Annotated in this window: 21 protein-coding genes, 1 pseudogene and 1 riboswitch; of the genes and pseudogenes, 14 read left to right on the top strand and 8 right to left on the bottom strand. The window is 60.6% G+C overall.

The features are described from left to right. Positions 1-261: 261 nt before the first annotated feature. Positions 262-783, top strand: coding sequence for a transcription termination/antitermination protein NusG (gene nusG, locus F3H35_RS17305; RefSeq protein WP_149780794.1), 522 nt, complete (start codon positions 262-264; stop codon positions 781-783). A gap of 8 nt (positions 784-791) precedes the next feature. On the opposite strand, the gene F3H35_RS17300 is transcribed toward nusG, so the two are convergent. After that, positions 792-1646 carry a metallophosphoesterase gene (locus F3H35_RS17300; RefSeq protein WP_223228460.1) on the bottom strand — a complete coding sequence of 285 codons (855 nt, stop codon included), beginning with the start codon at positions 1644-1646 and terminating at the stop codon, positions 792-794. On the opposite strand from F3H35_RS17300, the gene F3H35_RS17295 reads away from it, so the two are divergent. From F3H35_RS17295 to F3H35_RS17285, 3 genes are read left to right on the top strand one after another with little or no spacing between them, the layout of a single operon-like run. Further along, positions 1637-3760 carry a YjbH domain-containing protein gene (locus F3H35_RS17295; protein WP_149780793.1) on the top strand — a complete coding sequence of 708 codons (2124 nt, stop codon included), beginning with the start codon at positions 1637-1639 and terminating at the stop codon, positions 3758-3760. The genes F3H35_RS17300 and F3H35_RS17295 overlap by 10 nt on opposite strands. Further along, positions 3757-4395 carry a YjbF family lipoprotein gene (locus F3H35_RS17290; RefSeq protein ID WP_149780792.1) on the top strand — a complete coding sequence of 213 codons (639 nt, stop codon included), beginning with the start codon at positions 3757-3759 and terminating at the stop codon, positions 4393-4395. The genes F3H35_RS17295 and F3H35_RS17290 overlap by 4 nt, the downstream gene beginning before the upstream one ends. Positions 4396-4427: 32 nt before the next feature. Then, the gene (locus F3H35_RS17285; protein WP_149780791.1) at positions 4428-5804 is read left to right on the top strand and encodes a polysaccharide biosynthesis/export family protein; all 1377 of its coding nucleotides are present in this window, start codon (positions 4428-4430) and stop codon (positions 5802-5804) included. Positions 5805-5885: 81 nt separating this feature from the next. Here the strand turns inward: F3H35_RS17285 and F3H35_RS17280 are convergent, their stop codons facing one another. After that, positions 5886-8081, bottom strand: a complete 2196-nt coding sequence (locus F3H35_RS17280; protein WP_149780790.1) for a polysaccharide biosynthesis tyrosine autokinase — start codon at positions 8079-8081, stop codon at positions 5886-5888. 633 nt (positions 8082-8714) lie between these two features. On the opposite strand from F3H35_RS17280, the gene F3H35_RS17275 reads away from it, so the two are divergent. The 8 genes and pseudogenes from F3H35_RS17275 to F3H35_RS19245 form a co-directional block, all read left to right on the top strand. Further along, positions 8715-9017, top strand: coding sequence for a hypothetical protein (locus F3H35_RS17275; protein WP_149780789.1), 303 nt, complete (start codon positions 8715-8717; stop codon positions 9015-9017). A gap of 617 nt (positions 9018-9634) precedes the next feature. Then, positions 9635-10195, top strand: a complete 561-nt coding sequence (locus F3H35_RS17270; RefSeq protein WP_149780788.1) for a hypothetical protein — start codon at positions 9635-9637, stop codon at positions 10193-10195. A 529-nt stretch (positions 10196-10724) separates the two neighbouring features. Continuing rightward, a complete protein-coding gene (ltnD, locus tag F3H35_RS17265) occupies positions 10725-11624 on the top strand; it encodes an L-threonate dehydrogenase (RefSeq protein WP_149780787.1) in 900 nt (299 codons plus the stop codon). Beyond that, on the top strand, positions 11621-12892 hold the full coding sequence (gene otnK / locus F3H35_RS17260; RefSeq protein WP_149780786.1) for a 3-oxo-tetronate kinase: 1272 nt from the start codon (positions 11621-11623) through the stop codon (positions 12890-12892). Before ltnD ends, otnK begins: the two co-directional genes overlap by 4 nt. Further along, the gene (otnC, locus tag F3H35_RS17255) at positions 12889-13536 is read left to right on the top strand and encodes a 3-oxo-tetronate 4-phosphate decarboxylase (protein ID WP_149780785.1); all 648 of its coding nucleotides are present in this window, start codon (positions 12889-12891) and stop codon (positions 13534-13536) included. Before otnK ends, otnC begins: the two co-directional genes overlap by 4 nt. After that, positions 13536-14291: a hydroxypyruvate isomerase family protein gene (locus F3H35_RS17250; RefSeq protein WP_149780784.1), complete on the top strand. Its 756-nt coding sequence runs from the start codon at positions 13536-13538 to the stop codon at positions 14289-14291. Before otnC ends, F3H35_RS17250 begins: the two co-directional genes overlap by 1 nt. Before the next feature lie 31 nt (positions 14292-14322). Then, positions 14323-15318, top strand: coding sequence for a D-erythronate dehydrogenase (gene denD / locus F3H35_RS17245; protein WP_149780783.1), 996 nt, complete (start codon positions 14323-14325; stop codon positions 15316-15318). A gap of 50 nt (positions 15319-15368) precedes the next feature. Beyond that, positions 15369-15518: pseudogene (locus F3H35_RS19245) on the top strand (hypothetical protein); the annotation flags it as partial. Here the strand turns inward: F3H35_RS19245 and F3H35_RS17240 are convergent. Genes F3H35_RS17240 through F3H35_RS17215 form a run of 6 tightly spaced genes read right to left on the bottom strand, consistent with a single transcriptional unit; the run spans position 15488 to position 21283 of the window. Next, complete coding sequence (locus F3H35_RS17240; protein ID WP_149780782.1) at positions 15488-16255, bottom strand: SDR family oxidoreductase; 768 nt, start codon at positions 16253-16255, stop codon at positions 15488-15490. The pseudogene F3H35_RS19245 and the gene F3H35_RS17240 sit on opposite strands and share 31 nt — an antisense overlap. A gap of 4 nt (positions 16256-16259) precedes the next feature. Further along, the gene (locus tag F3H35_RS17235; RefSeq protein WP_149780781.1) at positions 16260-17234 is read right to left on the bottom strand and encodes an ABC transporter substrate-binding protein; all 975 of its coding nucleotides are present in this window, start codon (positions 17232-17234) and stop codon (positions 16260-16262) included. Continuing rightward, positions 17231-17992 (bottom strand): ABC transporter permease, encoded by a 762-nt coding sequence (locus F3H35_RS17230; protein ID WP_149780780.1) that lies wholly within the window; start codon positions 17990-17992, stop codon positions 17231-17233. Before F3H35_RS17230 ends, F3H35_RS17235 begins: the two co-directional genes overlap by 4 nt. Then, positions 17989-18759, bottom strand: a complete 771-nt coding sequence (locus tag F3H35_RS17225; RefSeq protein WP_149780779.1) for an ABC transporter ATP-binding protein — start codon at positions 18757-18759, stop codon at positions 17989-17991. Before F3H35_RS17225 ends, F3H35_RS17230 begins: the two co-directional genes overlap by 4 nt. Next, positions 18752-20194: an acyl-CoA reductase gene (locus tag F3H35_RS17220; protein WP_149780778.1), complete on the bottom strand. Its 1443-nt coding sequence runs from the start codon at positions 20192-20194 to the stop codon at positions 18752-18754. The genes F3H35_RS17225 and F3H35_RS17220 overlap by 8 nt, the downstream gene beginning before the upstream one ends. Before the next feature lie 6 nt (positions 20195-20200). Further along, entirely contained in the window at positions 20201-21283 is a 1083-nt protein-coding gene (locus tag F3H35_RS17215) for a LuxE/PaaK family acyltransferase (RefSeq protein WP_149780777.1), read from the bottom strand. Between the two features lie 48 nt (positions 21284-21331). Next, positions 21332-21465, bottom strand: a riboswitch (TPP riboswitch). 675 nt (positions 21466-22140) lie between these two features. Here F3H35_RS17215 and speA point away from each other — a divergent pair. Both speA and F3H35_RS17205 read left to right on the top strand, forming a co-directional pair. Beyond that, positions 22141-24027 (top strand): biosynthetic arginine decarboxylase, encoded by a 1887-nt coding sequence (gene speA, locus F3H35_RS17210; protein ID WP_149780776.1) that lies wholly within the window; start codon positions 22141-22143, stop codon positions 24025-24027. A 28-nt stretch (positions 24028-24055) separates the two neighbouring features. Beyond that, positions 24056-25267: a saccharopine dehydrogenase family protein gene (locus F3H35_RS17205; protein WP_149780775.1), complete on the top strand. Its 1212-nt coding sequence runs from the start codon at positions 24056-24058 to the stop codon at positions 25265-25267. The last annotated feature ends 5 nt before the right edge of the window (positions 25268-25272 follow it).

Below are 25272 nucleotides of genomic sequence, written 5' to 3'. Positions count from 1 at the left end.
GAATTATCGGAGGCGTGGGCGTTGCTGTCGGGGTTGGCACGCTGGTTGCCGGCGCGGCGCTTGCCGGTGCCGGAGGCGGCGGCGGAAACGGCGGGGCTATCTTTACCACGTCCACCACGTCCACCACAGGCACCCAATAAGAAAGCCTTGATCTCATGAATGTTTTGCGGGGCCAATGATGGCCCTGCCTAAACGTGGCGTGTCTGACAGTTGAGACATCTCGTATTGACTGGGACTGAAAGAAATCGACACTGAGGCCAAATGCATCCAGACTTTGAATGGTGTGCAGCGCAGCTCAAACCGAACGCTTTGAGTATCGCCGAACGGCATCTTTCGCGGCAAGGTTTCACGACATTTTGCCCCAAGCGTCGAGAAGATCAGCGCCGTGGCGGGAAATTCGTCAAGCAGACGGTGCCACTTTTTCCCGGTTACATATTCGTGCAGTTCGATGCACAGGCCTTTGCATGGCGCGCCTTGAATAGCACACGCGGTCTGTCACGGCTGATCACCGACACCAAGGGGCGCCCTGCCGTCATGCCCGGAGAGTTCATGTCGGCCATGATGGCGCGCTGCACGAAGGACGGCCTCTTCACCACGCCGGACAGTTTTGCAGCAGGTGACAAGATCAGAATCGTATCCGGCCCCTTTGCGGATACAATCACACGGATCGAGGCTGCAGACAGGCAGGGCCGGTTGGAAATCCTGCTCGATATCATGGGGCAAGCCGTTCGAACGCACGTGCCCGCCTCGGCCGTTGAAAAGATCAACGCACGGGTCGACTGATCGCCGATCTAAGTTCTGATGAAATCAATATGGTCCGGAGCGATCAGCGCAGCGGACAGCCGGCCCGTTGCATATGCGCCGGTATCGACGGCGATTCGGCCCTGCGCTTCATGCGCGCTATCCACAATCGTATGACCGTATGCGATCCACACACCATCCTGACGCGGCTGCGTCAGAAACTCTGGATGCCCCCAACACAGCACGGACGGCTCTTGCCTGGCCAGAGATCGGGTGGGATCGGCGGCAGCATGCACGACAGCGACATTTCCCGACATCCATTGGAGCGGTAAATCGCGGATCCAGTCAATCATGTCCGTGCCCATGGCGTCCCGCAAGGCATCACGGCAGTCGAGCAAACGTTTTGTAGTGCCTTGCCCATGATCCAAAGAGACGCCGAAGCTTTGCAGCGTTTGTAGCCCGCCATAGCGCAGCCACCTCTCCCCGTGGTGCTCCGGGTCATCCAGAAACCTGAGCAACATGTCTTCGTGATTACCCAAGAGGCACAGGATATCATCCCGCGCCTTGAGCATCTTCAGGACATCGGCTGAGTGTTCTCCCCGGTCGATATAATCCCCGACGCAGACGATCTGGTAGTCTTTCGGGACAAGCGGCAGCATTGCCCCCAGAAGATCGGCGCGGCCATGGATATCACCGATGACTGCCAGCGGTGTGTCCGGACGGATCGCTGGCATGTCATCTTGTACGGCCCTTTCACGCCAAAAGTGGCCAAATAGTCTCTTGATGAGCAAAATTAAGAACCTTTCAACACGCGGTTGTTTAGGTGACCAGTTATAAATATAAGTTAAAAAGCGAAAATAAAAGTGGCCGCCGAGGGGCCGAGCAAGGGTTGTCCATGCGCGCATTGCGCTCTCAAATTGCGATCACGCCAGCGCTTAGCTCCGCTCTTGTCGGAGCTGCGCATCTTTGGTCGACCACCGCAGCACAAGCCGATCCCGGATTTTCGGTCTATGGAACGCCCGGCCTGATCGAAATGCCAACGGCAGAGGTCATGGACGATGGTCAGCTCGCGTTTACGTTTAGCCAGTTTGCGGACACCTCGAAAACCACACTGTTCTTCCAGTTCCTGCCTTATGTCTACGGCGCGTTCCGCTATTCGGTGATCGATAACTTCGTCGGAGGCACCAGCGCCAACTATGACCGAAGCTTCGACCTACACATCCAGCTCGCCGAAGAAAGGGGTCTTCGCCCTGCGATCGCGGTGGGTTTGAGGGACTTTCTGGGCACCGGAATCTATTCATCGGAATATCTGGTGGCAACCAAATCCATAACACCGAACTTCTCGGCGACCGCCGGTATCGGCTGGGGGCGGCTTGGGTCGCGCAACGAGTTTTCCAATCCCTTGGGCGTTCTTGCCGACAGGTTCGACACCCGCCCCCCGATCGATGTCGGACAGGGCGGCGAGGTCAACACCAATGTCTGGTTCAGGGGCGATGCCGCGTTTTTTGGCGGGCTTAACTGGAACGTGACGGATCAGTTGTCCCTGGCGCTGGAATACAGCTCGGACAACTATGAGACGGAGCGCGCGCGGGGGGCCGGAACCTTGGACAGCCCGATCAATTTCGGAGCGAAATACAGGTTTCAAAGCGGATGGTCACTGGCCGGTTACGTGAATGGCGGCGAGACGTTCGGCGCGCAGCTTTCCTTTGATCTCAACCCCAAGCGACCGAACTTCAATGCAGGGGCCGAGGGTGAGGGCCCGGCGCTGGCACCTCGCCTGCCGCTCGCTGCGACAAGCTGGAATATCCCGCTTGGCAAACGGGCGCCGGGACAAGAAATGGATCTGGAAACCGCGTTGCGCGCGCAGGGGATCCAACTGGATGGTGTCCGGCAAGAGGGCGACACGGTCTTTCTGGAAATCGAGAACCGGCAATGGCTGAAGCAGGCGCAGACGGTCGGGCGCGCGGCGCGCGTGCTGGCGCGCATGACGCCGGAAACCGTTCGCACCTTCGTCATCATTCTTAGAAAGAAAGGCGTTCCGATCACCTCGGTGAATTTGAAGCGCAGGGATCTTTACGAGTTGGAAAACGATCTCGATGGGGCATGGCGCAGCTATACGCGCGCTGTGATCGAGGATGCGCCGGCAGGCCCGGCCCTGGCCCCGATCCCGGCAGGGCGGCAATTCGAATACAGCTTCTCGCCGTATTTCCGGTTTTCCTTCTTCGATCCGGATGAGCCGCTGAGGTATGAATTCGGGCCGCAGTTGAACCTGAGCTACCGGCCGATCGAGGGGCTGACATTTTCGACCAACCTTCGCTATCCGCTCTACAGCACGATTGACGACGCGACCCGAACGTCGGATTCTGTCCTGCCACGGGTACGCACCGATACGGTGCTCTATTCGCAGCAATCCGATTTCGAGATCAACACGCTTACGGCTGAATACCTGTTTCGACCGAGCGAAGACCTGTTTGGCAGGGTGACCGCCGGTTATCTTGAGACGATGTATGCCGGCCTTTCCGGTGAGCTTCTCTGGGCGCCGACAGCCAGCCGTCTTGCCCTTGGGGTCGAGCTCAACTACGCGCGCAAGCGAGATTTTGACGGCCTGTTGGGGCTGCAGAGTTACGATGTCGTAACGGGCCATGCCTCGGCCTATTACGATTTTGGGAATGACTTTTACGGGCAGGTGGATGCCGGGCGCTATCTTGCCGGTGACTGGGGCGCTACCTTTACGCTGAAACGGGAGTTCAACAGCGGGATCCGGGTAGGCGGGTTTTTCACCCTGACCGATGTGCCCTTCAGCGAATTCGGCGAAGGGTCTTTCGACAAGGGCATTACATTTGAAATCCCTCTCAGCTGGGTCACGGGACAACCCAGTGCGAACCGTTTCGGCACGACGATCAGGCCAATCACGCGCGACGGCGGTGCGCGGCTTGATGTGTCGACACGGCTTTACGAATTCATCCGCGATAGCCGCGCGGAGGAATTGAAAGACGGGTGGGGGCGCTTTTACAGATGAGGAAACCCGCCTTGATCCTGTGCAGTGCCGTGATGCTGTTGACGGCATGCAGTTCACGCGAGGACAGCGCCTTTTCCGAAATGCGCGGGCTGTTCCAGAAGCCCCCGAATTCCGAGCGTTTCGTTGCGCTGTTTGAAGCACAGGCGCCCGCGCTGGAAGTTCTTTTCGTGCGCACGCAGTCGGTATCGCGCCTGCTTCTGAGCCACGAAAATCGGGGTGTCCTGACTTGGTTGAGCATCGAGGGCGCGTCCCTGAAAACCCGCAACGGCTTCATCGTAGGGTCGCGGGGTTTCTTCGAGGGGCTGCAAGCCGCGCGCGTCGATGAAGTGGAGCGGCTTGTGCGCGCCGAGGCCGCAGGCACGGCGAACCGTTTCCATACCTATCTGGATGGAAACAACGACGTCACGACGCGCAGCTATCGCTGCGTGATCACCCCCGGCGGGATGGAGACGCTGACCCTCATGGGGCAGACGGCATCGGCGCGGCGCATTTCGGAAGAGTGCCGCAACCTGACCGATGACTTCACCAATATCTACTGGGTCGGAAACGGCGAAATTCTCCAGGCTGTTCAATGGATAGGGCCGATTGCCGGCTCACTGCTGATCAGGCTGGTCAATATCTATGATGGCCAGTGACATACGGCCATGCTGACACGAGGAATTACATTATGCGGCATCTGACTAAACTCTGCGGACTTGGGCTGATCTTCATAGCATTCGCGGGGTGCGATGTCGTCCTGCGCAGCCCGCAAGTCACCGCCGGAGTCGATGACGCCGCCAAGGTGCGGGTCAGGCCGATCACCGCTGAAACCGTGATGCAGGCAAACCTCACGCCTTACACTCCGCGCGCCTTGCCTCAAGCGTTTTCGATGACGGCGGGAGGAAGCGGGCAAGCCCGATCCATTCCCAACCTGCCCGAGGCGCCCGCGCTGCCGGAAACGCGACCAGACAGCCTGCAACTGCGGTTGCCGCCGGCTGCGACGCCGGAACCGTATCGGATCGGCATTTCGGATGTCATCCTGTTGTCGACACCGCAAACCGGCTCAACCATCGAAGAGCTGTCGGGACTTCTGGCGGCGGAAAACTCGCGGCAAGGCTATACCGTCCAGAATGGCGGGACGATCAATGTTCCGAATATCGGTCGTGTTCAAATCGCGGGCCTGACAATCAGCGAGGCGGAGGATGTGCTTTTTCAGGCCCTTCTGGAGAACCAGATCGACCCGACCTTCAGTCTCGAGATCGCGGAGTTCAATTCGCAGAAGGTGTCCGTGGGTGGCGCCGTAGGCAAGCCAACGGTTATTCCGGTAAAACTGACGCCGGTTTACCTGGATGAGGCGCTTGCCGCGGCGGGCGGGATCACAGTGGAAGATCAGGACTATGCATCCGTCCGGCTGTTTCGCGATGGTGAGCTTTATCAGATTCCGTTGAGAGAGCTTTATTCGGACCGGGGGCTTTACCGCACACGGCTGGTCGACGGGGATGCGATCTTTGTGGATACGGAATACGATTTGCGGCAGGCGCAGGATTTTTTCGAACAATCCATTCGGCGCACGACCGCAGAACAACAACTGGTTGAAACGGCGCTGACCAAGCTGTCGACGCAAGTCTCCATTCGTCGCGCCGAACTTGAAGAGCGCCGCGCGAATTTCGAGGCGCGGCAGGAATATGGTGCGGAAAAGCGCGACTATGCCTATGTCACTGGCGAGGTGCGCCGGCAAACACGCTTTGCCCTGCCTTATGAACAAAGTGCGTCCTTGACGGATGCGCTGTTCGACCAGGCGGGCGGGATTGAGTTCAAGGAAGGCGACGTGTCGCAGATCTATGTTCTGCGGGCGGCCTCGGATCCCCGGGAGTTCGGCGCGATTACGGCATGGAACCTTGATGCGCGCAACGCCGCCGCCTTGGCCGTTGGTGCATCCTTCGAGTTGCGCCCGAATGACATCATCTTCGTCGCCTCGCAACCGATCACGCGGTGGAACAGAACGATTTCACAGCTTCTCCCGACGCTCAGCGTAATCTCGACCGGGGCAACCCTGTCGGAATGATTTGCGAAAGCCGGGCACTGACCGAATGGCGCCCGGCAATCCGGTGACAGCGAATGCGCGGGGTGATCGCCGCGCCAAGGATCAACTGTTGTAATACTTGGACGCGTAGGCGCCATAGGCGCCGTATTTTCCGCCATAGCCGTAGTATTTCATGCCCCTGGCGCTGATGCCGTTGAGGATGAAGCCGGTAATGCGCTGTGCGGAATTGTGGAACAGGCGCAGGGCTTCTTGCACTTGCGGCTGGCTCGTGCTGTCCCACTTCACGTTGAAAAGCACCGCATCAGCATGTTGCGCGATGATGCGCGCGTCAGGCACGACAAGAACAGGCGGCGTGTCGATGATCACGACATCATAGCGCGTCTTGACCGTCTCAATGAACTTGCTGAATTTATCCGACGAGAACAGGTCAGCCGCATTCACGCGGCTTTCCTCCGTCAACAAGACATCGCCCCCCAAAGCTTGGGAATGAAAGACGACATCCTCGAGCTTTGCCAAGTCTCCCAAGACGGATACGAGGCCGCGTTTTTCGGTCACGTCGAAATACTCGTTCAAGGTGCGGCGACGCACATCCCCTTCCAGCAAGAGAACCGACTTACCGACCGCCGCAAAATTATGGGCCAGCATGAGCGAGGCGGTCGTCTTGCCCTCGGCTGGCAGACACGAGGTGACCAGAATGGTTTGAGGGGGATTGTCCAGATTAGCCATCATCACCGATGTTCGCAGGTTGCGCACGGCTTCGGCCGCGGCAGAGGTCGGTTTGTCATTCACATAGGACAGCACCTCGTTGCGCTTCTTGATCGGCATCGCCGGGATTTGGCCCAGAACGGCATAGCCGCCAAGCGCCTCCAGATCAGCTGCGGTCTTAAAGGTGTTGTTGCGCAGTTCGCGGATCAGGATCAGAGCCGCGCCCAGCATCAGGCCCAGCATGCCCGACAAGGCGAGGATCAAGGACTTGCGCGGGAACGACGGCACTTGAGGCACGACCGCGCTGGAAATCAACCGGCTGTCTGCCTGCTGGATGCCCCGTTGCGCGGATGTCTCGCCAAGCCGGGTCAGGAAATGCTCGTAGAGCAGCCGGGTCGCTTCCGCCTCGCGGCGCAGCTGGCGCAACTGGATGAGGTCTTCGGTCTGTTGCGTGATCTGTTCCTCGAGGGTGGCTGCAGATGCGGTGAGGCTGGCAAGCTGACGCTCGACCCGGGTCAGGTTGGTTTGGAGACCGGATATGACTGCGGCCAACCGTGTGTCGAATGCAGCGCGAGAACGGTCGCTCCCATCCAGATCCTCGGCCAATTGCGACAACAACCGATCGCCCGCAATGGCCGCCTTTTCATCCAAGGTGTTGGCAGCGTCTAGCTCTTGTAACTGGGACTCTAGGCTCGTCCGGGTCTCTGTGTTGGCCACGATGCGATCGCGGATTTCCTTGAGCTGTCTTTCGAGCCCTTCCAGGGCCTCTGCGGACACCAGCCGTGTCGATGAGCTGAAGCGAGCCACCTCTTGCTCGGCTTCTTCAAGCTCGAGCTTGAGTTCGGCCACTCGTTCGCTAAGCCATTCGCTGGCCTGCTCAGTGGCTTCGTATTTCACGTCACGCTGAGAGCTTGTGTATTCCTCTGCAATAGCATCCGCGATATCCGCCGACTTTTGCGGATCGGTGGTTTCAACCTGGATCTGGAACACAAGGCTTTGACGAATATTCGACACCTGCATTTTACTCAATAGGGCCGACACCACGTTGTCATGGGTTCTTATGGCCTGCTGTTCTGGCGTCAGGCTCGGCTCCTGCTCAGTCTGACCGATGGCAGCCTTGATCCCACCGATTACGGAGGATTTCACATTGTCCAGCAATCCCGGCTCACGCAGGCTTGCATTGAATTCCGGATCACTCTCCAGATCCAGCCGGTCCACCACACGTCCCAGCAGAATACGTGACCGCAAGATCTCTACCTCGGAATTCACCTCACTCGTGTCTCCGCTGAGGCCGGACACAACGCTTTCAAGGTCAGCGATCTGGTTTTGCTTGGTCTCCAGCAGCACCACGGAATTCGCGGTGTAGAGAGGTACGGCAACACCATACGCGTAAACGCCACCCATCAGAATCGCGAGAGTCGTGATCAGCGCAATAATCCACTTGCCTCTCCAAAGAGTCGCCACAAGAGCCAAAAGGTCGATCTCATCATCGCGGTCAGCGCGATTGTCGAAGACCTGCGCGCGCTCTGCCACAACGCTCTGCGTTTGAGGCTTCAGGACACTGACTTTGGCTTGGTTGGACCCATCGGACATAAAGACATACTCTCAGTTTTGGCGCAGGCAGATGTTTCAATTTGTGATAGTTATATATGCGGCGTTCTGCAATTTATTTCAGGGAATGACGTCGGGCATCTGACCAGACCTGACCTCACACACACAAAAAAGGCATAAATTTCATATATTGCCCTCCCATCGGCAGATCGTAACATCAGGCAGCTTCTTTGCCCCACGCCACAGCATACCTTAGAAGGTCTCAGAACAATGTCTCAAAAAAGTATAAAGACACTGATGTCATCATCACGCAGCTGGGGCCGGCTGTCAAAACACTCGCAATCCAACGCCATTGCGGAGCTGGGCTCGTTGACTGCGGATGCATCAATTTCATATTCAGGAAAATAGCACCTTGCTTCAGAGATTCTAAATGTCTCTGAAAAACACTGGCTTTCCTCAATGTGTCATGATATCCGTTTCATTCTAAGATGCGAAACGTTTCGGATTGTGAGATATATTATTGATCTCGCCGATGTCTTCCGTCATTGTGTTATGTAATCCGGTGCCCTTGTTACTGATGGAGCCAGAAGGGCTTGCTTGTGGCCTAACCCACGTGCGGCCCTGAAGTGCGGGATCCTATTCTCCGCACATGATTATGAAACCAAGGTGACGACAATGGTCGATGAAAATGCCCTCTCAGCAATGGCCCGTTTGCGTATTGCGCTGCGGACACTTGAAGCGGATCTGGGGATGGGCGATCTGAGCCCGCCAGAGCTCGACGCGCTTGCAGCAATTGTGGAGCTATCCCAAGCTCATCAACATTTCAAACCGACGGAATTGGTCAATCACCGTCTGCTGCAGCAGATTTCACGCGCCAGCAAATACCGTGTCATACACTCTCTGGAGGAACGCGGTGTGCTCAAACCCGTCGATCTCAAAGGCAGAAAGTTTTACACATTGAATTCTGCGGAGCTTTGAAAGCGCACTTGGCGACCCCTACAGATCACCGCTCGAAGGTCACCATAATCACCTGGGGACGTCCTCAGCGCACACAGCACGCATAATTGGCTGCAAACACATCAATCTTGCTGACACCGGAGAGCGGCATGGGACGCAAGTTCTACAGAACAGACTTGGCCCTCTCCGAGAAAGCAATAGACGGGGCAGCAGTGTCATCTTTCGTGAGGCAAGGCTGTCAAAGTCTTGCCTGCCGCTCGAAAAACACTCAAAAGCCCACGGCCAACGGCCATCCTGTCAAAAGACAGCAAACCATCCCTGATAGAGTAACATGCGCCAATTCCTTTTGGAGTTAGCTTGAGAACGCGCAAAGGTTCTCAACATGAAACATTTGACGCCACCCGACAGACACGGTAAGCGCTGACGCGGTGATTTATGCCCGATTTTCTTGTCCGGTAAAGATACACATCTGCAATATCTGATGTTAAGCAGGTGTGCCAACCAGCGTCATTTTGGGACTGACTAATTTTGGCACAAGCTACGAAACGTCTGATGCAAGGCGCTGTTCACATGGCATGCCTCGCACAAAGTCGGCGAACTACTCCGGATATCCATCACGGCCGTAAACGGTGGATAGATTGAACAGCCCGATCCGCCAACATGACCTATTGATCACGTTGATCGTGAGCACTTTGTTCGTACTACTGGCACTGTTTTCTTTGAAAGTGATCGTTCCGCTTCAGGATGCGCATATCTACAACTTCGAAAGCAGCGTTTTGTTGCTTTACCTTCCGCATGGCATCCGCGTTCTGACAGCGTGGCTCTATGGTTGGAAGTCGATCCTCCATATCCTTCCTGGTCAAGTGGTGACCCACATCATTTTCCTCGGCCCGGCGAGCCTTTTGGGCGTTGGATTTTTCGATGTTATCGGTGGTGCGTCGATCGGGTATATTGGCGTGTTGGCCGCGCTCTACCTGCTGCAGGGGCACAAGACAGGACTCTTGGCGCGGCCTTGGGTGTTGATCCTGCTTGCGGGGGTCATAGCTTCCTTGGCGAATTCGGCGATCAAGATCATGGTCCATGATGCGCTGCCGAAAGAGGTGTTCGGGTATTTGCTGGGAGACATCACCGGGCTTGTCCTGCTGATGATCATCCTGCTCTACATCTTCAAGGTAGAGCGGCAAACAAAGCCGAATTGAGCGCCTGATCCAACCCGGATATCTGTGCATCCAATGGATGTATATTCGAGGTCAGAGGCGCAAAAGTTCGCCCCAAAACCTTTGAAATCATTGGGTTAAAACAGACTTCTAATCAGCGGTTTGAGAGTTCGAACCCTTTCGGGATCGCCATTCAATCAAGACCAATTGGACAACCGCTTGTGTCTCACATTTCAAAGACGAAACTCAAACCGTTGCACTGATGGATTGCCTCGAGGAAACGCTTTGGGTCCGTACGATCCGTACGAAACCTACGCGCGTTTGGGACGAAACCGGGCGTCAATCCCGGAAATTGTGTCCATCTTGTACGCAAACACCAAAAAACCTGCCTTGGTCCGAGGGGTGGAGGCAGGTTTTTCAATTTGGATCGGGCAGGGTCCGTGCTGTGAAGCGCTCGGGATATTCCCCAACAACCGACAAGGCAATCCTGCTGGAAAGCGCGCGGATACTGGCTTATTGACCTGACAACAGGATCAACGTTTCAGTTGGCATTTTCGGAGGAGGACGCGGCGTGACGAAAATCGGCATTGTGGGCTTGGGGTCGATGGGGTTTGGCATGGCCTGTTCGCTCGTGCGGGCCGGGCTTGAAACCTGGGGCCATGACGTCAATCCGGATGCGGTCACGGGGTTTCAAGCGGAAGGTGGCCAACCCGGCACGTTGCATGATGCGGTCCCATCGCTGGACGTTCTCGTTGTCGTGGTGCTGAACGCTGCCCAGACCCGGACGGTGCTTTGCGGCACGGATGGTCTCATGGCGCGGATGCGCCCCGGCGCGGTCATCATATCCTGTGCGACAGTCTCGCCCGCCTTTGCCCGCGAGATGGAGTCCGAGGCCGAACAGCAGGACCTGCTCTATCTCGACGCGCCGATCTCCGGCGGCACAGTGAAAGCCGCGGAAGGCCAACTGACGATCATGGCCTCCGGGCGTCCCGCTGCCTTCGACGCCGCGCGCCCGGCGCTTGACGCCATGGCCGGGCAGGTTTTCACGCTTGGCGATCAGGCCGGCCCCGGTTCGGCGATGAAATCCGTCAATCAGATGCTGGCGGGCATTCATATCGCCGCGATGGGCGAGGCGCTGACTTTCGGGATGACCCAAGGGATCTCTCCGGAGACGTTTCTCGAGGTGATCTCGCGCAGCGCCGGAACCAGCTGGATGCTCGAAAGCCGCGCGCCTCGGGTGATCGCAGGTGATTACGAGGCCCGCAGCTCGGTGGAAATCTGGCCAAAAGACCTCGGGATTGCCCTCGACATCGCGCGCGACGCCCGGTTCTCGGCCCCGCTGACCGCAACGGCATTGCAGCAGTTTCTGGCGGCCTCGGGTATGGGATATGGCGCCGAAGACGATGCCGCCGTGGCCAAGGTCTATGCCCGTAACGCCGGGCTGACACTGCCGGGCGATGACACGCCATGACCTGCCTTCTTGGGGCCATCGCCGATGACTTCACCGGCGCCACCGACCTTGCCGGATTGCTGGCCCGGTCGGGCGCGAGGGTCTCTTTGCGCATCGGGGTGCCGCAGGCACCGCCGGAGGACCCTGCCCCTTTCGAGGTTATCGCGCTGAAAATACGCACCGCGCCTGTCGCCACCGCCAAGACCGAGGCGATTGCGGCGCTCGATTGGTTGCACGCCGCAGGGGCACAGCGGTTTTTCTGGAAATACTGTTCGACCTTCGATTCCACCCCGCAAGGCAATATCGGCCCGGTGGCCGAAACCCTGATGGACAGGCTTGGCGCCAGACAGACGGTGTATTGCCCGGCCTTTCCCGAAAACGGGCGCAGCGTCTATATGGGGCATCTGTTCGTTGGCCGGACGCTGCTGGCCGAAAGCCCGATGCGCGACCATCCCCTGACCCCGATGCGCGACAGCAATCTGGTCCGGCTGCTGGCACCGCAGGTGACAGGCCCCGTCGGCCTGATCGACAGGCTTTGCGTGGCACAGGGGAGTGACGCGGTACGCGCAGAATTGCGCAAACTCGCCGAGGATGGCGTCGCGCATGTGATTGTCGATGCCGTGGCAGACGCCGATCTGACCACTATCGCCTCGGCCTGTGGTGAGCATGCGCTGATGACCGGTGGCTCGGCGCTGGCCATGCCGTTGCCCGCGCTGTTGCGCAAGGACGGAATGCTCGGCGACACGGCCCGCGCCCTGCCCGCACCCGATCTGCGCCCCGAAACCATCGTTCTTTCGGGCAGTTGTTCGGAGATGAGCAACCGGCAGGTCGCGGCCTATCTGGCCCAAGGCCGCCCCGGTCTGCGCCTCGATCCGCTCATCCTGGCCCGGGAGGGGGCGCAATCGGCGTTGGACTGGCTTCAGAGCCAGGATCTTGCGCAAGCGCCGCTGATCTATGCCACCAGCCAACCGGACGCCGTGCGGGCCGCACAAGCGGCCCTTGGCGCAGCTGAGGCCGGTGAGATCGTCGAGCAGACGCTGGCCGCCTGCGCCCGCATGGCGTTTGAGATGGGCGCGCGGCGCTTCGTCGTGGCGGGTGGCGAAACATCCGGCGCCGTGACGCAGGCGCTTGGGGTGACACGGCTTGATATCGGCCCCGAGATAGCGCCAGGCGTGCCATGGTGCTATTGCGACATCGGCGGACATGCTGCCGCCCTGACGTTGAAATCGGGCAATTTCGGCGCCGAGACATTCTTTCGCGATGCCCTCGACCAACTGGAGCGGACATGACTGCCGAAACGCACTTGCGCGATCAGATCTGCACCCTGGCCAAGTCGATGTTCGACCGTGGTTTGACAGGCGGCTCGACCGGCAACATCTCGGCCCGGACCGAGGATGGAGGCTTGCTGGTGACGCCGACAGGCACCTGTTTCGGGCGGCTCGACCCTGAACGTCTGTCGCGGTTCGATGCCGCGGGACACCTGATCAGTGGCGACCAGCCGACCAAGGAAATGCCCCTGCACAGCGCGTTTTACGACACAAGGTCCGGGACCGGCGCCGTGGTGCACCTGCACAGTTGCCATTCGGTCGCGCTGTCGATGATGCCCGATGCGAACGAGGATGACTTCCTGCCGCCCCTCACGCCTTATGCGATCATGAAGCTGGGCCGGGTCAAGCTTCTGCCGTTCTTTTTGCCGGGCGACCCGGCCATGGGCGACGCAGTGCGCGGGCTGGCAGGCAGGCGCAGTGCCGTGATGCTGGCCAATCACGGCCCGGTCGTGGCGGGCAAGGATGTCGAGGCGGCCTGCAATGCGATCGAGGAACTCGAGGACACCGCGCGGCTTGCCATTTTGCTGCGCGGCTGCAACCCGCGCATGTTGACGCCCGAGCAGGTGCGCGCCGTGGTCACGCGCTTCAACGTGGACTGGGACTGATGCGCTTTTCCGCCAATCTGGGGTTTCTGTGGACAGACCGCCCCCTGCCCGATGCGATCCGCGCCGCCGCCGCCGCAGGCTTCGACGCGGTTGAATGCCATTGGCCCTATGACACGCCCGCGCCCGACGTGGCCCGCGCGCTGGCCGAAACCGGTCTGCCCATGCTGGGGCTGAACACAAGGCGAGGCGCGCCCGGCGAAAACGGGCTTTTGGCGCTTAAGGGACGGGAAGAAGAGGCCCGCGCGGCCATCGACGAGGCGCTGGCCTATGCCGCGCAGATCGGCGCCGGATGCGTGCATGCCATGGCCGGTTTCGCAACCGGCCCCGAGGCCGAGGCCACGTTTCTCGCCAATCTCCGCTACGCGGCCGATGCGGCTGCTCCGCAGGGCATCACGATCCTGATCGAGCCGCTGAACCACTATGACGCGCCGGGTTATTTCCTGACCACCACCACACAGGCCGCGCGGCTGATCGACAGTCTTGGCGCCCCGAATCTCAAGCTGATGTTCGACTGCTACCATGTGCAGATCATGGAGGGCGATCTGACACGGCGGCTGGAGCGGATGTTGCCCAAGATCGGACATATCCAGTTCGCCTCGGTCCCGGATCGTGGACCGCCGGACACAGGCGAGGTGAATTTCACGCATGTCTTCGCCACGATCGAGCGTCTCGGCTGGACCGGCCCCTTGGGTGCCGAATACCGCCCGACCGCCCACACCGATGACAGTCTTGGCTGGCTGACCACACTGCGCTGATCCTTGGGATCACAGAACGGAGAGACCACAGATGAAGGTATTGATCATCGGCGCGGCGGGCATGATCGGGCGCAAACTGACCGACGCGATCCTGCGGGATCAGGTCATCGGAGATCGCCGCGTCGAGGCGCTGCATCTGGCCGACGTGATCGCCCCCGTGCCGCCCGCGTCTGACAGCGTCAAGATCACCACCAGCACGACCGATCTGACAGATCCCGCCGCAGCGCGCGCCCTGACCGTGTGGCGCCCGGAGGTCATCTTTCACCTTGCCGCCGTGGTCTCGGGACAGGCCGAAACCGATCTTGACCTGGGTCTCACGGTCAACCTGGACGGCACGCGCAACATACTGGACGCCATTCGCCAGACGGGTGAGGGCTATTGTCCGCGCTTTGTCTTCACCTCGTCGCTGGCGGTGTTCGGCACGCCGCTGCCCGATGTCATCCCCGACGATTTCGCGCCCAACCCGCGCACCAGCTATGGCGCGCAGAAACTCATCGGCGAGATACTTGTGTCGGATTTTTCCCGCAGGGGTCTGCTGGACGGGATATCGCTACGGCTGCCCACGATCTGCATCAGGCCCGGCGCGCCGAACGCCGCGGCGTCGGGGTTCTTCTCGGGCATTCTGCGCGAGCCGCTCGCGGGGCTGCCCGCCGCCCTGCCCGTCGATCCCGAGACGCGCCACTGGTTCGCCGGTCCGCGCGGGGCGGTGGGCCTTCTGCTGCATGCAGCATCCGTGGATACAGCCCCCCTCGGGCATCGGCGCGCGCTGAACCTGCCGGGGATCTCGGCCACGGTCGCCGATCAGATCGCCGCCCTCGAACGCGTGGCTGGCCCGCGCGCCGTGGCGCTGATCCGGCCAGAACCCGATCCGCTCGTGCGCGACATCGTTTCGGCCTGGCCGCGCGCCTTCGCGCCGGATCGCGCCCTGTCGATGGGCTTCACCGCCGAGACCAGCTTCGACGAGATCATCGCCGCTCATATCGAGGACGAACTGGGCGGCAGCCTGCCGCTGCATGATGTGCCATGAGGGCCTGAAACCGGCGGCGCAATCGGGATCGTGGGCAGTGCCGGACGCATGGGATGTCGGAAGGTAGGTTTTATGCGTGGAAGGCGACGTTTGGCGGGATGACGGTTTGCGATGCCAAACGGCCGAGCCGCTTGCCGATCGGGCGAGTGGCAGAGCCTGGCAATCGTGCTCAGCGCATCATCGCGCCGCCATCCACGTAAAGCGTCTGACCGGTCATGAAACCCGCCCAAGGGGATGCAAGGAACAGCACGGGGCCGGCGACATCCTCGGGGGTTGCGATCCGTCGCAGCGGTGTCTGCGCGATAAGGGACTGTTTGAGGTCCTCCTTGACCGCGCGACTTGCATCCGTCGGATAGACCAGCCCGGGGCACACGGTGTTGACCCGGATACCCAAAGGCCCCAGTTCCATCGCAAGGTTGCGGCCAAAGCCGACCAAAGCGGATTTCGCGGTGGTGTAGTCGTGATACGGCACCACGGGATGGGCGATCAGATTGGTGGCGATCGTGATGATCGTGCCATCGGCCCGCTCGAGCATGCCGGGCAGGACCGCCTGTATCATGCCATGGGCCGCCTTGACCGAGCCATCGATCTGAGCCTGAAAATCGCTCCAGTCCAACTCCCAGAAAAGCTTGCGCTTTTCCGGAGAGAACACGAAGGGCGCGAAAGCGTTGTGCACCAGAATATCGACCTTGCCGAAGGCGTCGAGCGCGTCCGCAACCAGCCTGCGGGCGCCCGCTTGATCGGTCACGTCGGCCTGCAGCGCCAGAGCGTCGCCGCCCAGAGCGTTGCAGGCGGCGACGGTGGCATCGGCGGCTTGCGCATTCTGCAGATAATTGACCACGACAGAGGCATTTTCGGCTGCAAACGCCTTTGCGATTGCCGCTCCGATCCCGCGACTGGCACCGGTGACAAGGACGGTTTTGCCAGAAAAATCCATGCGATCACTCCGGGATGAGGTCCGTGACGACCACGCGGCGCATATCAAGCGCCGACGAGATCAGCCCCTGCGCGAGAAAGGCATCGGCGCCATCCTGAAGGACATCGACATCGAAATGCCCCAGCCCCTTGGTGCGCGTCGTCTCGGACTGGGCGGACAGGTTGCGAAGTTCTATGATCCCCAGATTGACCGCCTCGTCACGACCGTTGATCGACCGGGTCACGGCGATCTTCGCGGCCTCTTGCGGGTTGTCGATCATCCACTGGGCGCTGTCGCGATAGGCCTGCAGGAAGCGGCGCAGGATCGGCTTGTTGGCCTCGTAATAGGCCCGTGTGACCACGAAAACATCCGTGGGCACGTTCAGGCTGTCGGCGACGTTGATGACATTGACCTCTCCCAGCCCATTGAGGCGGCCGATATAGAGGCCGGTATCGGTGGCGGCGGTGGCATCCACCTGCCCCTGGATCACCGGCCCGAAGTTCAAAAGGCCGGTGACCTGAATGGTCACGTCCTGCTCGGTCAGGCCCACCTGATGGAGCAGGAAAAGCAGGTTCTGGCGCGTTCCGCTGTTCAGACTGTAAACCCCGATGGTCTTCCCCTTGAGATCGGCGGCGGTTTCGATCCCGCGTCCGACGGGGGCGACAACGTTGAACACGTTCTGCGGATAGATGTTGTAGATCGCCACCAAATCCTCGCCCTGATCGAGCGCCTGATACAGCGAGGCGGGATCGGTAAAGGCGACATCCGCAGCCCCGGACAGCATGTTGGTGATCGCAGAGCCGCCGCCGGTGCCCGGAACATATCCAAGCTCGATCCCGTGCGCCTTGAAGAACCCCTTGTCCGGTTCGGCCAGGATATTGGTGATTTCGCTGATCGGCTTGCTCCAGCCGGCGATTGTGACCTTGTCGAGGTCTTGCGCGGACACCTGGGACACGCTCAGGACAAGGGCCGCAAGGGCGGCTAGTGCACGTAACATCATATCTCGTCTCCCGTCTGCCGGCGGCGAAGCAGCCAGCGTTCTGCCAATATGGTCAGTTGATAAAACAGCATGCCCATCACCGTGATGACGATGAAAAGCGCGAACATCAAAGTGGTGTCCATCATCCCCTGCGCCGCGATGATGCTGGCGCCAAGCCCCTGCCCGCCCGAGATGAACTCTCCCACCACGGCGCCCACAATCGCGAGCACGACCGATACGCGGACCCCCGCGAGGATGACCGGCAACCCTGCGGGGATTTTCAGCCGCAACAGTGTCTGCAGACGGCTCGCCCCCAGCATACGGAAGAGATCGCGTTGATCGGCGGGCGCCGAGCGAAGGCCCGTCACCGTGTTCTCGAGCAGCGGGAAAAAGCAGATCAGCGCGGTGATGATGACGATCGAGGTCAGTCCAAACCCGAACCATACGATAAAGATCGGCCCAAGCGCCAATTTCGGCACCACCTGGCTGGCCAGGATATAGGGCCAGAGCACGCGGCGCAGCACGTCCACCTCGCTCAGGAGCACGCCGAAGGCGAAGCCGATGATGCTGCCCAGGGCAAAGCCCAGAAGCGTTTCGGCAAAGGTGACCCGGATATGTGGCCAGAGAAAGCCATCGGTCAGTCCCTGCCACAGCACCGCAAGAACCGCCGATGGCGCGGGCACCAGAAGGCTCGAGACGCCCGATATCGTCACCCAGATCTCCCAGATCAGGCCGAGGCCGAGAAACAGACCGATAGATGCAAGGCGCGCAGCGGTCATGGCGTCACGGTTCCCAAGGCGGGCGCAAGGGCCGCCTTGATTTCTTCGCACTGCCTGATGGCTTGCGGGTGATACCGGCTGTCGCCGGAGGCACGCTCCGGCACATCGATGGCAAGGCTTCGTGTGATGCGACCCGATTGCATGACCGAGACATGGCTTGCCAGATAAACGGCCTCGGCAATGTCATGGGTGACGAACAGAACCGTGGTGCCCTGCGCGCGGGTCAGGCGCAGCAGATCGTTCTGCAAATCCTCGCGCGTGATCGCATCGACAGCGGCAAAGGGTTCGTCCATCAGCAGAAAAGGCGGCTCTGTCACAAGGGCACGGGCCAGCGAGACACGGCTTTGCTGCCCCCCGGACATCTGGCATGGGTAGCGCTGCGCATGCGCGTCGATGCCCACCAGCGCGAGAAGATCCATGGCGCGCGCCCGATCCGTCGCGGTCACGCTGCGGTGCAGGGAAATGGGCAAAAGCACGTTGTCGAGCACGCTGCGCCAATCCAGCAGGCTTGGGGTCTGGAAGACGAACCCGATCTGCCGGGACGGGCCATCGAGGATCGTGTCGCCGATACGAACGCATCCCGCTGTCGGCCGCAGCAGACCCGCCGCGATTTTCAACAAGGTGGTCTTTCCACAGCCGCTGCGCCCGACGAGACAATGAAAGTCGCCCTGCGCCAGCGACAGGCTGGCGTCCTGCAGGATCGGGGCTTCGCCGGGATAGGCGAAATCGACCTGCTGCAGGGTCAGGGCGCGCGCGCGGTCAGTCATCGTAAGAGGCCAGCCTGTCCGCCGCCGGTGGGGCGCGGGCGTCCATCTCGGTGATCTGCACGAGATCGGACAGGTTGAACCGGCCATCGTGATGCCAGCCCGCTTCGGGTGTGGTCATGTCCCCAAGGGCCGCGATGCGCGTGACACCGGCCTCGCCCAGCAGGCCCGCAAGCCTAAACAGGGCATCAGGCGGCGCGGCAATGCCCACGGTCTGGAGCACGGCCCGGTAAGGGGCGACCTGATTGGGCACATCGGTCAGCGCATCGACAGCCACCACCCGTATCGCGCGGTTGAGGCAAGAGGGGCCAAAACCCTGACCGCCCTCGTGGAACGACACGCTCCAGTCGCCCAGCGCATCGCCGATCAGCTCGGCGCCATGGGCGAATTCCTCTTGTTGGCGCCATGCGGCAAGGCTGTTGGCCTCGGCCATGCTCAGGGCGCGACGCGGGTAGCGTTGCCCGAACGCGGACAAGGCCCCCGCCAGATAGCGCGCAAAGACACGCGGCGAGACATGGCCGCCCTTTTCAACGAACACCACATGCGGCGCGAAACATCCTTGCTGGTCGTAGCGGGCAATGTCCTCGGCGGCACGGCGCGCGGTCTCGGTGGCCTTGGCCGGATCGAGCGCCTCGGCGGAAATCATCGCGAAACTGACCTTGTGGCCGAACTGCAGCAAGCGTTTTCCGCTTGGCATACGGCTTTGGATATCGGCCAGAGCGTTGGCACTGCCATAAGCAAGGGCCATATCGGCTGACTGCAACAGGGCGCGTTCCGGTGCATCCTCGCCACCCTGCCACCACACGACCGCAAGACAGTCGGAAAGCTCGGGCGCGACCTCTGCCAGAACTTCGGCAAACCATGTGGCGAAGAGCGGCTCGGCACTCGAGACCTTGCCGATCGTGCCCGACTTCACCAGAAGGCCGCAGACAAGGCTCCAGAGCGGCAAGGCGGGGACATTCCCGGCCCAGATATGCCCCAACACGCCGGGACCAAAGGCGCGCCCATAGCCGCCCTTTGGCAAGGGTTGAAACTCATCAAGGATCGCGGGATTGGGGAAATCCTCTGCCAGAAAGCGCAGAAGCTCGGGTTTGCGAAACGTCTTGAGATAGCGGGTCAATCCCACGCGCACCATCTCGGCGTCATATCCGGTCACGACGGGCAGCGCCTGTTCCATACGCTGGCGATACGGGTCCTTCCGGTCAAGCAGCCGGGCGATCACCCTGTCGATCACCTCGACGATGCGCGACACGGGCAATGGGCGAAGATGCTGGGCCGCATGATGGCGCACATGGGCGGCAAGACGGGTCATGTCCTGCGGTTCGAGCACGGGAACCGCAACCTCATACCCCGGCCCGCCGCCCTGCCCGAATGTCAGGGTTTTCCAATGCAGGGCCTGAGGATCAAGGCCGGGAAGATAACACGCCCGCTCCACCATCGCAGATCAGCCCGCCTCCGCCGCCTTGAGAAAGGCGTCAACCGCCAAGGAACAGCCGACCGCCTCGGCGCCGGAAACGCGCCCAAGAAGCTGGAACCCATCATCGACCTCGATGGCGGCATCTTCGGTCAGGATCGTGGTGACGATGTTGTAATGGGCAAGGTCGGTATGGGCCAGAACCCCGGTTTCGCCCTTGGGCACCGCCATGCCCGTCAACGGATTGACCACACGGCTGCACACCCAGTGCGGCCCGGACTTGACCGAGGGACATGTCGCGTTGCCGTTATCGTAAAACTGCGACGAAAGCTCGGTCATCCCGTACATGCCGATGCAGTCGTCGCGGGCCACACCGAACGTCTGACTGAGCGCGTCGTAAAAGACGTCAAGCTCCAGCTCGCGGGACTGGCCCTTGAACCCTCCGGTATCGAGAATGCGGCTGCCCGGCGGCAGATGGAAACGGCGGCCCTCGGCCTGCAACGCATCCATGGCATGCACGAGGCTGAAGCTTGCCCCAAGCAGCGCATAGCTTTGTCCGGTCGCCTCGGCCTGTTCGAGGGCATGGATCAGCCGGGCAAGATCGATCCCGTCCGCTCCGATCAGCCATTCACTGTCCGGCGTGCCAAAGCCGGTGATCGCAAGGTCAAGATAATGCGCAAGCGACGAGTTGGGCATCATCCGGGTCGTCGGAAACAGGATGCCCATCTTTATCGCCGTGTCGCCGCGCATGAAACGCTGCGCAAAGTTGCGGCGCATCGAGGCGTCATAGACTTCGAGGCCCGCGTGATAGCTTTTGCCGCGCCGCCCGGCCTGGGTGGTGCCGCTGGTCATGAACACGGCCACGGCGTCTTCCGGTCGGCAGCATGTCAGATCGAGGGTCTTGAACGCGTTTATCGGTACCGGCGGAATGTCGGACCAGTGCTTGACGGTTCGCGGCGTCTTGCCGCGCGAGCGCGCGAATTTCGCGTAAGGCGCGTTGTGCTGAAACTGGTGGTCATGGACTTTCAAAGCCAGTTCGTTGAACGCATCCTCGGAGGGATCCGCGGCGGCGATGAAGTTGAGCAGATCATCGACGATATCATCACGCGTCATGGGCCGTTTCCTCTCGGAAACCGGTGCAGGCGTCAAATGCGAGTGCCACCTCAAGCATATCCCATTTCCTCCGCCGGCATGATCCGGATCAGGTTAAAAGGGTCACCGCACCGGCACTGGTTCATCGTCCAGAGACCTATCGGTTTCTCAGCCTCTGTGGCGAGGCTCCCCTATGGATTTGCATCTGACATAATCCGGAACAGGCATTCGGACAAGACTAATCACAAGACGCAACCTGAGGGAAACGCGAGCCGGGGATGGTCTCGCCAGGTGGCGATGCCCTGCGTACCGCCCACGGCCATGATCGTGCCAGATTTAGGTCACGGAAATACCCGCGAGCCGGGGTAAGGTCGGACTTTTATCAAGAGTGACTTTTGCCATGACATTCAAACAAGGACCGACCAACGCCTCGCAGATGCCGCATATTCCAAGGCGCTGCCACCGATGTCGCGGCAGCGGGCGCGCGCCTTGCCAGATCTGCATGGGCCGGGGGCAGATAGCCGCCGGCAGGGATATTCACGGGCAGGTCAAGATGGCGTCCTGTCAGGGCTGTTTCGGCTGCAAATCCATGCGCTGTTCGGCCTGCAGCGGCACCGGCTTTCTCTGATCCGAACACGGCGCCGGGGCAAATATCGCGTACGCGCACCGCTTGTCCCGAGACGGGCGACGTTCCGCCGCACTCATGGGTGCGGCATGCACAATCCTTGAGCCTGACTCTTTCATCACGTTGGTATCTGGACTAATGCTTGGCGCATCGCTACGCGCCGGTTGGGGGCACCCTCGTGCCGAATCGTGTAGCCAGATGCAGACGCCTTTGCGGGGGCGAGGGTTCATATCAACGCCGCGGGAGCGAAGCCATGACGACGAGCGCCACTCACGGAGAGCTTTACGGTCTGAACCGTTGGGGACAGGGGTTTTTCGAGGTTCTCGACAACGGCGAGGTCGCGCTGAAAAACCCCATGGCGCCCGATGCGCCTGCCGTCAGCCTGCCCGGCATCATCCGCGATCTGGAAAAGCGCGGCATCCAGACGCCCATGGTGTTGCGGGTGACGTCCTATCTGGAACATGCCATCCAGCAGATCAATCACGGCTTTCGCGACGCGATCGAGCGCTCGGGCTATCGCGGCACCTATCGGGGTGTCTTTCCGATCAAGGTCAATCAGCAGGCGCAGGTTGTGGACCGGATCGTGGATTTCGGTCGCTCGCATGATTTCGGGCTCGAGGCGGGATCGAAACCCGAGCTGGTCATCGCGCTTGCCCACAAGCTGGCCCGCGATGCGCTGATCGTGTGCAACGGGGTCAAGGATGCCGAATTCGTCGGGCTGGCGATCCAGTCCTGCAAGCTGGGCTTCAACACGGTGATCGTGCTGGAAAGCGTGATGGAAGTGGACACCGTGATCGAGACCAGCCGCGCGCTTGGCATCGAGCCGATGCTGGGCGTTCGGGTGAAGTTGACCAACCAGATCGGCGGCAACTGGGCGGCGAGTTCCGGGGATCGCTCGACCTTCGGGATGAACACCGCGCAACTGGTCGAGGTGATCGACAAGCTGCGCGATGCGGGGCTGCTGCATTGCCTGATGCTGCAGCATTCGCATCTGGGCAGTCAGGTGCCGGACGTGAATGACGTGCGCCGCTCGGTCGGGGAAGCCTGCCGCTATTTCAGCGAGATGAAAGCCGAGGGCGCGCCCCTGACCCATCTGGATCTGGGCGGCGGTCTGGGGTTCGATTACACCGGCGAAAAGAAGGCGTCGGCCAATTCGATCAATTACAGCATCGAGGAATACTGCGCCAATATCGTCGAGACGGTGGGCTACGCGATGGACGAGGCGGGGATCGAGCATCCCACGCTGGTCACCGAAAGCGGCCGGGCCGTGGTGGCCAGTTCATCCATGCTGATTTTCAACGTGCTCGAGGCGACGCTGTTCGACGCAAGCGAAGCCCCCGATGCCGAGCCGGGTGATCACCATCTGGTGAGCGATCTGATCGCGGTGGGCGGATACCTGTCGGGCGACCGGCTGCGCGAATGCCTCAACGACGCCAGCTTCTATCGCAACGAGATGCGCGCGCTGTTCCGCCGTGGCCAGATCGGGATCCGGCAGATGGCCCGCACCGAAAAGATCTATCGGCACCTGATGGCGCGGATCAAGGCGCTGGCCGCCGCCGATGAACGCGGCGCCGATATCGAGGACGAACTGCACAAGCTCGCGGATATCTATCACTGCAATTTCTCGCTGTTCCAATCCCTGCCGGATGTCTGGGCCATCGATCAGCTCCATCCGCTGATGCCGTTGCAGATGCTCGATCAGGCGCCGACGCGGCGCGCGGTGTTGTCGGACATCACCTGTGACAGCGATGGCAAGATCGACAAGTTCATCCTGAGCGAAGGCACGTCACCCTCCTTGCCGGTGCATGACCTGCCCGAGGACCGTCCCTATCACATGGGGGTGTTCTTTGTCGGCGCCTATCAGGAAACGCTTGGCGATCTGCACAACCTGTTCGGCGACACCAATGTGGTGACGATCGACCTGCGGACCGATGGCGGGTTCGATCTTCTGCATGAGCAGGAAGGCGACACCATCGCCGAGGTTCTGTCCTATGTGGAATACGATCCGAGCGACTGTGTCGCGGCCTTCCGCAAGCTGGTGGATGGCGCGATCTCGGCCGGAACGATCAGCGTCGAGGAACGCCTCCCGCTGATGCAGGCCTATCGCGACAGCATCAACGGCTATACCTATTACGAATAGCGCTCAACAGACCGGGGAGACAGAAGTCATGGGCAAGACACTCGTTATCGGCGCCGGCGGCGTCAGCCATGCCGCCGTACACAAGATGGCGATGAACTCGGACATCTTCACGCATATCAGCCTGGCCAGCCGCACCAAATCCAAATGCGACGCGATCGCCGCATCGGTGAAAGAGCGCGTGGGCGTGGATATCGACACCTATGCGCTGGATGCGATGGACGTGGCGGCGACGGTCGATCTGATCCGCAAGACAGGGGCCGAGATCCTCGTGAACCTGGCGCTGCCTTATCAGGACCTCAAGCTGATGGATGCCTGTCTCGAGGCCGGTGTGCATTATCTCGACACCGCCAATTACGAGCCCGAGGACGTGGCCAAGTTCGAATATCACTGGCAATGGGCCTATCACGACAAGTTCCGCGAGGCGGGGCTTGTGGCGATCCTTGGCTCGGGCTTTGATCCGGGCGTGACCAGCGTTTTCGCGAAATGGCTGAAGAAACACAAGCTGGACACGATCCGCCAGATCGACGTTCTGGATGCCAATGGCGGCACCAACGATCAGGCCTTCGCCACCAACTTCAACCCCGAGATCAACCTGCGCGAGGTGCTGCAGGACGCCAAGCATTGGGAAGGCGGCGACTGGAAGGTGACGCCCGCCATGTCCCACAAGGTCGAGTTCGATTTCCCCGGCATCGGGCCGAAGAACATGTACCTGATGTATCACGAGGAGCTGGAAAGCCTGAGCACGCATTTCCCCGAGATCGAGCGCGCGCGCTTCTGGATGACCTTCGGGGATGCCTATATCACCCATGCCAAGGTGCTGCAGAATGTCGGCATGACCCGGATCGACCCGGTGATGCATAACGGGGTCGAGATCATCCCGATCCAGTTCCTCAAGACGCTGTTGCCCGATCCCGGCGATCTGGGCGAGCAGACGAAGGGCAAGGCCTGCATCGGCGATATCGTGACCGGTCAGGCCAAGGACGGCTCGGGCGAGAAGACCTATTACATCTACAACATCTGCGACCACGAGGAATGCTTTGCCGAAGTGGGCAGTCAGGCGGTGTCCTATACCACCGGCGTGCCCGCCATGATCGGCGCGGCGCAGGTGCTCAAGGGCAATTGGAACGAACCCGGCGTCTGGAACATGGAGCAGCTGGACCCGGATGACTTCATGGACATGCTGAACGCCCATGGACTGCCGTGGCAGGTGCACGAGCTGGATGGTCCGGTCTCGTTCTGAGCAGG

Origin of the sequence: Roseovarius litoreus, from assembly GCF_900142765.1 — a bacterium.
GTDB classification, from domain to species: domain Bacteria; phylum Pseudomonadota; class Alphaproteobacteria; order Rhodobacterales; family Rhodobacteraceae; genus Roseovarius; species Roseovarius litoreus.
The sequence above is the reverse complement of the archived record's forward strand: the minus strand, read 5'-3'. Positions and strand labels throughout refer to the sequence as shown.